Annotated in this window: 9 protein-coding genes; 3 read left to right on the top strand and 6 right to left on the bottom strand. The window is 62.3% G+C overall.

Annotated elements, in window-relative coordinates; all coding sequences use genetic code 11:
- Window positions 1-3 precede the first annotated feature (3 nt).
- The gene (gene ppsR / locus D3880_RS10035; RefSeq protein ID WP_119893327.1) at window positions 4-822 is read left to right on the top strand and encodes a posphoenolpyruvate synthetase regulatory kinase/phosphorylase PpsR; all 819 of its coding nucleotides are present in this window, start codon (window positions 4-6) and stop codon (window positions 820-822) included.
- 101 nt (window positions 823-923) lie between these two features.
- Here ppsR and prpD read toward each other — a convergent pair whose 3' ends face one another.
- The 6 genes from prpD to D3880_RS10005 form a co-directional block, all read right to left on the bottom strand.
- Entirely contained in the window at window positions 924-2,408 is a 1,485-nt protein-coding gene (gene prpD / locus D3880_RS10030; protein ID WP_119893326.1) for a 2-methylcitrate dehydratase, read from the bottom strand.
- Between the two features lie 190 nt (window positions 2,409-2,598).
- Window positions 2,599-3,786 (bottom strand): 2-methylaconitate cis-trans isomerase PrpF, encoded by a 1,188-nt coding sequence (prpF, locus tag D3880_RS10025; protein WP_119895710.1) that lies wholly within the window; start codon window positions 3,784-3,786, stop codon window positions 2,599-2,601.
- A gap of 158 nt (window positions 3,787-3,944) precedes the next feature.
- A complete protein-coding gene (gene acnD / locus D3880_RS10020) occupies window positions 3,945-6,551 on the bottom strand; it encodes a Fe/S-dependent 2-methylisocitrate dehydratase AcnD (RefSeq protein WP_119893325.1) in 2,607 nt (868 codons plus the stop codon).
- Window position 6,552: 1 nt separating this feature from the next.
- A complete protein-coding gene (gene prpC / locus D3880_RS10015) occupies window positions 6,553-7,716 on the bottom strand; it encodes a bifunctional 2-methylcitrate synthase/citrate synthase (RefSeq protein WP_119893324.1) in 1,164 nt (387 codons plus the stop codon).
- A gap of 89 nt (window positions 7,717-7,805) precedes the next feature.
- Window positions 7,806-8,690, bottom strand: coding sequence for a methylisocitrate lyase (gene prpB, locus D3880_RS10010; RefSeq protein WP_119893323.1), 885 nt, complete (start codon window positions 8,688-8,690; stop codon window positions 7,806-7,808).
- Window positions 8,687-9,409, bottom strand: a complete 723-nt coding sequence (locus tag D3880_RS10005) for a GntR family transcriptional regulator (protein WP_119893322.1) — start codon at window positions 9,407-9,409, stop codon at window positions 8,687-8,689. The genes prpB and D3880_RS10005 overlap by 4 nt, the downstream gene beginning before the upstream one ends.
- A 253-nt stretch (window positions 9,410-9,662) precedes the next feature.
- Here D3880_RS10005 and rloA point away from each other — a divergent pair, with 253 nt between their 5' ends.
- Complete coding sequence (gene rloA, locus D3880_RS10000) at window positions 9,663-10,199, top strand: retropepsin-like aspartic peptidase RloA (RefSeq protein WP_119893321.1); 537 nt, start codon at window positions 9,663-9,665, stop codon at window positions 10,197-10,199.
- A 5-nt stretch (window positions 10,200-10,204) separates the two neighbouring features.
- On the top strand, window positions 10,205-11,731 hold the full coding sequence (gene rloB, locus D3880_RS09995; protein WP_119893320.1) for an osmotic stress tolerance membrane protein RloB: 1,527 nt from the start codon (window positions 10,205-10,207) through the stop codon (window positions 11,729-11,731).
- The last annotated feature ends 2 nt before the right edge of the window (window positions 11,732-11,733 follow it).

The following is an 11,733-nucleotide window of genomic DNA, read 5'->3' as shown; positions in this document are numbered from 1 at the left end:
CAAATGAAACGAACCGCTTTTTTCATCTCCGATGGCACCGGCATCACCGCCGAAACCTTGGGCCAGAGCTTGTTGGCGCAGTTCGAGACCATCACGTTCAGCAAGCTCACGCGACCGTACATCGACAGCATTGAAAAAGCGCGCGCAATGGTACAACAAATCAACGCCGCTGCGGAGAATGATGGTGCCCGGCCGATCATTTTCGACACCGTGGTGAACCAGGAAATTCGTGACGTTCTGGCCAAATCCGATGGCTTCATGATCGACATTTTCTCCACCTTCCTGGCCCCACTGGAGCAAGAGCTGACCTCCCGCTCGTCCTACAGCGTCGGCAAGTCGCACTCGATCGCCAGCAGCGGCAACTACATGGAGCGTATCGAGGCGGTGAACTTTGCCCTCGATAACGACGATGGTGCGCGCACCCATTACTACGACAAGGCCGACCTGATCCTGATCGGTGTCTCGCGCTGCGGCAAAACGCCGACCTGTCTGTACATGGCCATGCAATATGGCATCCGGGCGGCCAACTACCCGCTGACCGAAGACGACATGGAGCGCCTGCAGCTGCCGGCCGCGCTCAAACTCTACAAGCACAAGCTGTTCGGCCTGACCATCGACCCTGACCGACTGGCGGCGATTCGTAACGAGCGCAAACCCAACAGCCGCTACGCCAGCTTCGCCCAATGCGAATTCGAGGTGCGCGAGGTGGAAAGTCTGTTACGCCGGGAAAACATCAACTACATCAACTCCACGCACTTCTCGGTGGAGGAGATCTCCGCCAAGATTCTGGTGGAAAAAGGCGTTGAACGGCGCCTGAAATAATCGCCAACCCGAGCAACAAAAAAGCCCGCAAAATGCGGGCTTTTTCTTTTCCTGCCTAAGGTATCCGCCCCGCGCAGCGCAGGACGGGGAACCGGAGCGCATCAGATCACGAACAGATCCATGAAACGGTGGACCGGCGTAGCTTCCAGCTTCGCCTGATCTTTGCACAGGGCGAAGATTTCCGCGCTGCGCTGGCCGGTAAAACGGGTAGCGAGATTGGCCTTGAACTTCTCTTCCAGCAGCGGAATGCCTTCGGCGCGGCGGCGACGGTGGCCGACCGGGTACTCGACCGCAACCTGCTCGGTGGAAGTACCGTCCTTGAAGAACACCTGCACGGCGTTGGCGATGGAGCGCTTGTCGGCTTCCAGGTACTCGCGGGTGTAGCGCTCGTCTTCGACGATTTCCATTTTCTCGCGCAGCTCGTCGATGACCGGATTGGCGGCGTGGAAGTCATCTTCGTACTGCTCGGCCACCAGCTTGCCGAAGGCCAGCGACACGGCGGTCATGTACTGGATGCAGTGATCGCGGTCGGCGGCGTTGGCCAACGGGCCGACCTTGGAGATGATGCGGATCGCCGATTCCTGGGTGGTGATGACGATCCTCCCGACCTGGTCCAGCTTGTCCTTGACCTGCGGGTGTAACTTGACCGCGGCTTCGCAGGCAGTCTGCGCGTGGAACTCGGCCGGGAAGCTGATCTTGAACAGCACGTTCTCCATCACGTAGGTGCCGAAGCCCTGCGGGAAGCTGAACTGGCGCTGGTCGGCCGGCTTGGTCGCCAGGTCCTTGTTGGTGTGGCTGAACAGCACGTCGTAGAAGCCCCACTGCGCCGCGGTGAGCACGCCGGGGATACCCATTTCCCCACGCATGGCGATATCAGCCAGGCGCACGCCGCGGCTGGAGGCATCGCCGGCGGCCCAGGACTTACGCGAGCCGGCGTTCGGTGCGTGACGGTAGGTACGCAGGGCCTGGCCGTCGACGCAGGCATGGGACAGCGCGGACAGCAGCTGCTCGCGGTTGGCGCCCATCAGCTTGGCGGTGACGGCGGTGGAGGCCAGCTTGACCAGGAACACGTGATCGAGGCCGACGCGATTGAAGGAGTTCTCCAGAGCGAACACACCCTGGATTTCGTGGGCCATGATCATGGCCTCCAGCACGACACGCATGGTCAGCGGTGCATCGCCTTTGGCGATGCGCTTCTGCGACAGGTGGTCGGCCACGGCGAGGATGCCGCCAAGGTTGTCGGATGGGTGGCCCCACTCGGCCGCCAGCCAGGTGTCGTTGAAGTCCAGCCAACGCACCATCGCGCCGATGTCCCAGGCGGCCTTGACTGGATCAAGGCGGAAAGTAGTACCCGGTACGCGAGCACCATGCGGCACGATAGTGCCTTCGACGAGCGGGCCGAGGTGCTTGGTGCACTCGGGAAAGCGCAGGGCCAGCAGGCCACAACCGAGGGTATCCATCAGGCAGTTGCGGGCGGTGTTCAGGGCTTCGGCGGACTCGACCTTATAATTCAGGACGTAGTCGGCAATGTCCTGGAGGACCTGGTCGTAATCGGGGCGGATGTTGAGGTCGACGTTGGCGCTCATCTTTCGAACCACTCGCTAGCAGGTAGGGTGGGTGCAGCGCAGCGATACCCGCGCAGGGTTTAGTGATGGGTATAGCGTTGCTCAACCCATCCTACGGCTATACAGCGTTTCCGCCATCCATCCCTTGCGTCTTGCTGAAACGAAAAAGCCGGGGCTTTCGCTCCGGCTTTTTCGTTTTCCCGGGGCGTTGTTAGAACGCATCGCCCGGCACACGGACCCAGCCTTCCATCAGCACCCGGGCGCTGCGGCTCATGATCGCCTTGGTCACGGTCCATTCGCCGTTGACCTGGGTGGCTTCGGCGCCGACACGCAGCGTGCCCGACGGGTGGCCGAAGCGCACGGCGCTGCGTTCACCGCCGCCGGCGGCGAGGTTCACCAGGGTACCGGGGACCGCGGCGGCAGTACCGATGGCGACGGCGGCGGTGCCCATCATGGCGTGGTGCAGCTTGCCCATCGACAGGGCGCGGGCCAGCAGATCCACGTCGCCGGCGCTTACGGTCTTGCCGCTGGAGGAAAGGTAATCGACCGGCTTGGCGACGAAGGCGATCTTCGGCGTGTGCTGCCGGGTGGCCGCCTCTTCGGCCGTCTTGATCAAGCCCATGCGCAGGGCACCGGCGACGCGGATCGCCTCGAAGCGGGCCAATGCCTCGGGGTTTGTGTTGATGTCTTCACGCAGCTCTGTGCCCTTGTAGCCGATGGCCTCGGCCTCGACGAACACGGTCGGAATCCCAGCGCTGATCATGGTCGCCTTGAGCGTGCCGATGCCTGGCACTTCCAGGTCGTCCACCAGGTTGCCGGTGGGGAACATCGAGCCGCCTTCCTCGCCATCGTCGGACGGATCGAGGAACTCCAGCACGATTTCCGCGGCCGGGAAGGTCACGCCGTCGAGCTCGAAGTCGCCGGTTTCCTGGACCTGGCCATTGGTGACCGGTACATGGGCGATGATGGTTTTCTGGATGTTGGCTTGCCAGATGCGCACCACGCAGGTGCCGTTCTGCGGGATGCGCGCCGGATCGACCAGCCCGGCGTGCAGGGCGAAGGCGCCGGCGGCGGTCGACAGATTGCCGCAGTTGCCGCTCCAGTCGACGAAGGCCTTGTCGATGGAGACCTGGCCGTAGAGGTAGTCCACATCGTGATCGGGCTGGCTGCTCTTCGACAGGATCACGCATTTGCTGGTGCTGGAGGTGGCACCACCCATGCCGTCGATGTGCGCCGAATAAGGGTCGGGGCTGCCGATCACGCGCATGAACAGCTTGTCACGGGCCTCGCCCGGCACCTGGCAGCGCTCGGGCAAATCTTGTAGACGGAAGAACACGCCTTTGCTGGTGCCGCCACGGATATAGGTGGCGGGAACTTTGATCTGGGGTACGTGGGCCATGGCAATGTTGTCCTGATAGATTCCGCGGCACATGAAGCACCACGAATGGGTCGGATTCATTGGGTTTGCGCCGCCCTGCTCCGTTTAACAATCGACCCGGGGCCTTGCGGCACCGGGTCGATTGTCAGAGCAAGCAACGCTGAACCGTTCAGCGTTTCTTAAGCGGTAGCAGTCGATTCCAGGAAGTCCTGGGCGAAGCGCTGCAGCACACCGCCGGCCTCGTAGACCGATACTTCTTCCGCGGTGTCGAGACGGCAGGTCATCGGCACTTCGACACGCTCGCCGTTGCGACGATTGATCACCAGCGTCAGATCGGTACGCGGGGTGAGATCGCCGACTACGTCGTAGGTCTCGGTGCCGTCCAGACCCAGAGTTTTGCGGGTGGTACCCGGTTTGAACTCCAGCGGCAGCACGCCCATGCCGATCAGGTTGGTGCGGTGAATACGCTCGAAGCCTTCAGCTGCGATCGCTTCCACACCCGCCAGACGCACGCCCTTGGCCGCCCAGTCACGGGACGAGCCCTGACCGTAGTCGGCGCCGGCGACAATGATCAGCGGCTGCTTGCGATCCATGTAGGTCTCGATCGCTTCCCACATACGGGTGACCTTGCCTTCCGGCTCGATACGGGTCAGCGAGCCCTTCTTGACCTCACCATTGACCACGGCCATTTCGTTCACCAACTGCGGGTTGGCGAAGGTTGCGCGCTGAGCAGTCAGGTGGTCGCCACGGTGGGTCGCGTAGGAGTTGAAGTCCTCTTCCGGCAGGCCCATCTTGTGCAGGTACTCGCCAGCGGCCGAATCCATCATGATCGCGTTGGACGGCGACAGGTGGTCGGTGGTGATGTTGTCCGGCAGTACGGCCAGAGGACGCATGCCTTTAAGGGTACGCTCACCCGCCAACGCGCCTTCCCAGTACGGCGGACGACGGATGTAGGTGCTCATCTCGCGCCAGTCGTACAACGGCTCGACTTTTGGGCCAGTGTCTTCCTGGATGGCGAACATCGGGATGTAGACCTTGCGGAACTGCTCCGGCTTGACCGCCGCCTTAACCACGGCGTCGATTTCTTCGTCGCTCGGCCAGATGTCCTTCAGGCGGATTTCCTTGCCATCGACCACGGCCAGCACATCCTTCTCGATATCGAAGCGGATGGTACCGGCGATGGCATAGGCAACCACCAGTGGCGGCGAAGCCAGGAAGGCCTGCTTGGCGTACGGGTGGATACGGCCGTCGAAGTTACGGTTGCCCGACAGTACGGCAGTGGCGTACAGGTCGCGGTCGATAATTTCCTGCTGGATCACCGGGTCCAGCGCGCCGGACATGCCGTTGCAGGTGGTGCACGCGAAGGCGACGATGCCGAAGCCCAATTGCTCCAGATCTGCGGTCAGGCCGGCCTCGTCCAGGTACAGGGCAACGGTCTTGGAGCCCGGAGCCAGCGAGGACTTCACCCACGGCTTGCGGGTCAGACCGAGCTTGTTGGCGTTACGTGCCAGCAGGCCGGCAGCGATCACGTTGCGCGGGTTGCTGGTGTTGGTGCAGCTGGTGATGGCAGCGATGATCACTGCGCCATCTGGCATCTGACCGTCAGCTTCCTGAGCACGAGCCTTGTCCAGATCCACGGCGATGCCGCGCTCGGCCAGTGCCGAGACCGGCAGACGGCGATGCGGGTTGGACGGGCCAGCCAGAGTACGCACGACGGTGGACAGGTCGAAGCTCAGAACGCGCTTGTACTGCGCGGTCTTCAGGCTGTCCGCCCACAGACCGGCTTCCTTCGCGTAGGTCTCAACCAGCTTGACTTGCTCGTCGTCACGGCCGGTGAGTTTGAGGTAGTCGATGGTCTGCTGGTCGATGAAGAACATCGCCGCGGTGGCGCCGTATTCCGGAGCCATGTTGGAGATGGTCGCGCGGTCGCCGAGGGTCAGGGCCGAAGCACCCTCGCCACGGAATTCCAGGTAGGCGCCGACGACTTTCGACTGACGCAGGAATTCGGTCAGGGACAGCACCACATCGGTGGCGGTGATGCCTTCGGCCGGCTTGCCGGTCAGCTCGACGCCGACGATTTCCGGCAGGCGCATCCAGGAGGCGCGGCCGAGCATGACGTTCTCGGCTTCCAGGCCGCCCACGCCAACGGCGATCACGCCCAGCGCGTCAACGTGCGGGGTGTGACTGTCGGTGCCGACGCAGGTGTCCGGGTAGGCCAAGCCATTGTCCGAGTGGATTACCGGCGACATCTTCTCCAGATTGATCTGGTGCATGATGCCGTTGCCCGGCTGGATCACTTCGATGTTCTTGAACGCTTTCTTCGTCCAGTTGATGAAGTGGAAGCGGTCTTCGTTACGGCGGTCTTCGATGGCGCGGTTCTTCTCGAACGCTTGCGGGTCGAAGCCGCCGCACTCGACGGCCAGCGAGTGGTCGACGATCAGCTGGACCGGCACCACCGGGTTGACCTGGGCCGGGTCGCCGCCCTGGTCGGCGATCGCGTCGCGCAGGCCGGCGAGGTCGACCAGCGCAGTCTGGCCGAGGATGTCGTGGCAGACGACGCGGGCCGGGAACCACGGGAAGTCACGCTCTTGCTTGCCTTCGACGATCTGGGTCAGGCACTCGGTGAGGATCGCCGGATCGCATTTGCGCACCAGGTTCTCGGCGTGCACGCGCGAGGTATAGGGCAGCTTCGCCCAGGAACCAGGCTGGATGGCTTCGGCCGCCGCGCGGGCATCGAAGTAGTCCAGCTGGGTTCCGGGCAGATTCTTGCGGTATTGGCTGTTCATCTTATTTACGGTCCTTGAGCGGCACGAACTTCAGATCTTCCGGGCCGACGTAGTTGGCGCTCGGGCGAATGATCTTGCCGTCGATGCGCTGCTCGATGACGTGCGACGACCAGCCGGAGGTGCGGGCGATCACGAACAGCGGGGTGAACATGGCGGTGGGCACGCCCATCATGTGGTAGCTGACGGCGCTGAACCAGTCGAGGTTGGGGAACATCTTCTTGATGTCCCACATGATAGTTTCCAGACGTTCGGCGATGTCGAACATCTTGGTGTTGCTCTGCTCGGCGGACAGCTCGCGAGCCACTTCCTTGATCACCTTGTTGCGCGGGTCGGCAACGGTGTAGACCGGGTGACCGAAGCCGATCACGACTTCCTTCTTCTCGACGCGCGCACGAATGTCAGCTTCTGCTTCATTCGGGTTGTCGTAGCGCTTCTGGATCTCGAAGGCCACTTCGTTGGCGCCGCCGTGCTTCGGGCCGCGCAGTGCGCCGATGGCACCAGCAACGCAGGAGAACATGTCGGAACCGGTACCGGCGATTACGCGGGAAGTGAAGGTGGACGCGTTGAATTCATGCTCGGCGTACAGGTTCAGCGAAGTGTGCATCGCGCGCACCCAGGACTCACGCGGCTTCTCGCCGTGCAGCAAGTGCAGGAAATGGCCACCGATGGAATCGTCATCGGTTTCCACGTCGATGCGCTTGCCGTTGTGGCTGAAGTGGTACCAGTACAGCAGCGCGGAACCCAGCGAAGCCATCAGCTTGTCGGCGATGTCGCGGGCGCCCGGGTGGTTGTGGTCTTCCTTCTCCGGCGACACACAGCCCAACACGGATACGGCGGTGCGCATCACGTCCATCGGGTGGGCGGACGGCGGCAGTTGCTCGAGGGAGGTCTTGAGGGCCGCCGGGATGCCGCGCAGGGCCTTGAGCTTGGCTTTGTAGCCAGCCAGCTCGGCAACGTTCGGCAGTTTGCCATGGACCAGCAGGTGGGCGATTTCTTCGAATTCGCAGCGGTTGGCGAAGTCGAGAACGTCATAGCCACGGTAGTGCAGGTCGTTACCAGTGCGGCCGACAGTGCACAGTGCGGTGTTGCCGGCGGCGGTGCCACTCAGGGCTACGGACTTCTTCGGCTTGAAGCCTGGAGTGGTCGTTTCTGGGGTAGCGCTCATCGCGTGTCTCTCCTCATGTAATCCGGTTCGGTGTCGCTTCTTGTCGTGGGCAGACCGGCTCGCGCTGCGCAAGCCGGCCTGCTTGCCGGTTATTTCTTGGCGGCGAACAGCGCGTCGAGCTTCTGCTCGAAGGCGTGGTAGCCGATGCGGTCATACAGTTCCGCACGGGTCTGCATCAGGTCGATGACCTCTTTCTGATGGCCATCGCGGCGCACCGCCGTGTAAACAGCTTCGGCAGCCTTGTTGGCCGCACGGAAGGCGGACAGCGGGTACAGCTGGATCGCCACGCCGACCGAAGCCAGCTCGTCACGGGTGAACAGCGGGGTTGCGCCGAACTCGGTGATGTTGGCCAGCACCGGCACCTTCACCTCGTCGACGAAGCGCTTGTAGGTCGGCAGGTCATAGGCCGCTTCGGCGAAGATCGCATCGGCGCCGGCTTCGACGTACTTCAGCGAACGCTCGATGGCAGCCTCGACACCCTCGGCCTGGATCGCGTCGGTACGGGCGATCAGGAAGAAGTTGGGATCGGTCTTGGCATCGGCGGCCGCCTTGACGCGGTCGACCATCTCCTCGACCGAGACGATTTCCTTGCCCGGACGGTGACCGCAGCGCTTGGCGCCGACCTGGTCCTCGATGTGCGCGGCGGCGGCGCCGGCCTTGATCAGGTTCTTGACGGTGCGCTCGATGTTGAACGCACTCGGGCCGAAACCGGTGTCGATATCCACCAGCAGCGGCAGCTCGCAGACGTCGGTGATGCGACGCACGTCGGTGAGCACGTCATCCAGGGTATTGATACCCAGGTCCGGCAGACCCAGCGAACCGGCCGCGACACCGCCACCGGACAGGTAGATGGCCTTGAAGCCAGCACGCTTGGCCAGCAGCGCATGGTTGGCGTTGATCGCGCCGATGACCTGCAGAGGATGCTCTTCCGCAATGGCGTCACGGAAACGCTGGCCGGGGGTTTTCAAACTCATGACTCACCTCGTGGAGTGGTTGTCGGGGTGGAAGCGCCGAGGTAATGGCGCTCGACGTTACGCTTGGAGGCGCCGATGTGGCGGCGCATCAACAACTCGGCCAGTTCGCCGTCACGGTCGGCGATGGCATCGAGAATTCGGTGGTGCTCGGCGAAGGCCTGGCGCGGCCGGTTCGGCGTGGCAGAGAACTGCAGGCGGTACATGCGCACCAACTGGTACAGCTCGCCGCAGAGCATCTGGGTCAGGGTGCGGTTGCCGCTGCCCTGGATGATTCGATAGTGGAAGTCGAAGTCGCCTTCCTGCTGGTAGTAGCCGACGCCCGCCTTGAACGCCTCGTCCTGCTCGTGCAGGTCAAGCAGGCGGCGCAGTTCGTCGATCTCGTCCTGGCTCATGCGTTCGGCGGCCAGGCGGCAGGCCATGCCTTCGAGCGACTCGCGGATTTCGTACAGCTCGATCAGCTCGGCCTGACTCAGCGACACCACCCGGGCGCCGACGTGGGGCACTCGCACCAGCAGCCGCTGCCCTTCCAGGCGATGGATGGCCTCGCGCAGCGGGCCGCGACTGATACCGTAAGTACGCGCCAACTCCGGCTCGGAGATCTTGCTGCCGGGGGCGATTTCGCCCTTGACGATGGCTGCCTGAATACGCCGAAAGACATGCTCCGCTAGCGTTTCGCTTTCGTCTTGAGCGACCAGCAGCTCTTCAGTGGCATCCAGCATATTGTCGACACACCGGTAAATATTTCGGTGAAAACTACGCCAGCAAGGCATTCATGTCAAACGGTTAGACCCTATTGTCGACAATCCACTAATAAGCAAAAACTCCAACAAACGCCTGGTCACTTACACAAACACCTATAAGCGCCTGTCACGGCTGAAACCACGCATGTTAGAATGCCGCCCGCCTGCACCGGCCGGGCGGCCTCGCCGCGCCAGCTAGACTCCATGCGATCGCCCTACGCCATTAGGACTTATGAGATCCAAGCCCTTCGCCCTGTTGTTTTGTCTGTTTCTTTTGCCCGGCCTCAGTCTCGCTGCCGACAAAACCGTCTATGGCTTGAACGAATACGCCCAACTCGCCGATTTTGATCAGCAGGTTGCCGCCAAGCTGGATACCGGAGCCAAGACCGCCTCCCTGAGCGCGCGCGACATCAAGCGCTTCAAGCGTGACGGGGAAACCTGGGTGCGCTTCTACCTGGCCATCGATGATGCCCAGAGTCACCCGTTCGAGCGCCCACTGGCACGGATCAGTAAGATCAAACGCCGCGCGGGCGACTACAACGCCGAGGAAGAAAAAACCTACACCGCCCGCCCGGTCATCGAGCTGGCTGTGTGCATGGGCTCGACCTTGCGCACCATCGAAGTGAACTTGACCGACCGTAGCGCCTTCCAATACCCGCTGTTGATCGGCTCCGAGGCGCTCAAACGCTTCAATGCCCTGGTCGACCCAAGCCTTAAATACGCAGCCGGAAAACCGGGCTGTGCCACCGACGCAAACTCTGCAGAGTAAAACCCATGCGCTCTCTCAACCTCCATCTGAAAGTCCTGATCGCCGTACTGGTGACCCTGGGCATTCTGATCACGGCGTACCAGATCTTCATCGTCGGCATCCCGGTCACCGAGGATGAAACCGATGATCTGTGGAACATCGACGCCAAGGTCGAATTCCAGGCCAACCCGAAGAGCCCGGTGAAGTTGCAGATGTTCGTGCCACCGCTGAGCCAGGATTACGTCAGCCTGAACGAGAGCTTCGTCTCGAAAAACTACGGGGTCAGCATCAATCGCGTCGATGGCAACCGTAAGGTCACCTGGTCGGCCCGTCGCGCCAGTGGCAACCAGGTTCTCTATTACCGCCTGGTACTGACCAAACGCTACAGCGGTGAGCAGCCTAAGCCTAAGGGACCGATCTTCCGCGACACCATCCCGGTCGAGGGGCCGGAGAAGATTGCCGCCGAGGCCCTGCTGGCGCCGATCCGTCAGCACTCCGCGGACGTGGAGACCTTCATCAGCGAAACCATCAAGCGGGTCAACAACCTCGGCGACGACAACGTCAAACTGTTGCTGGCCGGCGATGCCTCGACCGTCAACAAGGCCAAGACTATCGAGCTGCTGCTGTCCATCGCCCATGTGCCGATGGAGCGCGTGCACAGCCTGCGCCTGATCGCCGACCAGCCGCAGAACCCGGAACTCTGGCTGCGCAGTTTCGACGGTGAAAACTGGCTGTATTTCAACCCGGAGACCGGCGAGCAGGGCCTACCGAGCGATCGCCTGGTCTGGTGGATTGGCGACCAGCCGTTGGTCAGCGTGGATGGCGGCAAGAAGGCCCAAGTCAGCTTCAACCTCAACAACAGCGAGATCAATGCCATCCACTTGGCCAAGCTGACCGATGAGAGCACCGACGCCGACTTCCTCGAATATTCGCTGTACGGCCTGCCGCTGCAGACCCAGCAGACCTTCCAGATCATGATCATGATCCCCATCGGCGTGCTGGTGATCCTGATCCTGCGCAACCTGATCGGCCTGCAGACCCTCGGCACCTTCACCCCGGTGCTGATCGCCCTCGCCTTCCGCGAAACCGGCCTGCAATGGGGCATCATCCTGTTCACGGTGATCACCGCACTGGGCCTGTCGCTGCGTTCCTACCTCGAACACCTGAAGCTGCAGATGCTGCCGCGCCTATCGGTGGTGCTGACCTTCGTGGTGGTGGCCATTGCGGCTATCAGCCTGCTCAGCCACAAGCTCGGCTTCGAGAGCGGTCTGTCGATTGCCCTGTTCCCGATGGTGATCCTGACCATGAGCATCGAACGCCTGTCGATCACCTGGGAAGAACGCGGCGCCGCCCATGCCATGAAGGCCGCCATCGGCACCCTGTTCGCCGCCTCGCTGGCGCATCTGCTGATGAAGGTGCCGGAGCTGGTGTACTTCATATTCACCTTCCCGGCGGTGCTGATGGTGCTGGTCGGTTTCATGCTGGCGATGGGTCGCTACCGCGGCTACCGCCTCACCGAACTATTCCGTTTCAAAGCCTTCCTGAAGGACTGAGC

It is taken from the genome of Pseudomonas cavernae (assembly GCF_003595175.1).
Taxonomy (GTDB): domain Bacteria; phylum Pseudomonadota; class Gammaproteobacteria; order Pseudomonadales; family Pseudomonadaceae; genus Aquipseudomonas; species Aquipseudomonas cavernae.
The sequence above is the reverse complement of the archived record's forward strand: the minus strand, read 5'-3'. Positions and strand labels throughout refer to the sequence as shown.

Excerpts from the sequence above, each read along its gene's own strand:
- rloA (WP_119893321.1), top strand. The coding sequence starts at position 9,663 with ATGAGATCCAAGCCCTTCGCCCTGTTGTTTTGTCTGTTTCTTTTGCCC.
- D3880_RS10005 (WP_119893322.1), bottom strand. The coding sequence starts at position 9,409 with ATGCTGGATGCCACTGAAGAGCTGCTGGTCGCTCAAGACGAAAGCGAA.
- acnD (WP_119893325.1), bottom strand. The coding sequence starts at position 6,551 with ATGAACAGCCAATACCGCAAGAATCTGCCCGGAACCCAGCTGGACTAC.
- prpF (WP_119895710.1), bottom strand. The coding sequence starts at position 3,786 with ATGGCCCACGTACCCCAGATCAAAGTTCCCGCCACCTATATCCGTGGC.
- rloB (WP_119893320.1), top strand. The coding sequence starts at position 10,205 with ATGCGCTCTCTCAACCTCCATCTGAAAGTCCTGATCGCCGTACTGGTG.
- prpC (WP_119893324.1), bottom strand. The coding sequence starts at position 7,716 with ATGAGCGCTACCCCAGAAACGACCACTCCAGGCTTCAAGCCGAAGAAG.
- ppsR (WP_119893327.1), top strand. The coding sequence starts at position 4 with ATGAAACGAACCGCTTTTTTCATCTCCGATGGCACCGGCATCACCGCC.
- prpB (WP_119893323.1), bottom strand. The coding sequence starts at position 8,690 with ATGAGTTTGAAAACCCCCGGCCAGCGTTTCCGTGACGCCATTGCGGAA.
- prpD (WP_119893326.1), bottom strand. The coding sequence starts at position 2,408 with ATGAGCGCCAACGTCGACCTCAACATCCGCCCCGATTACGACCAGGTC.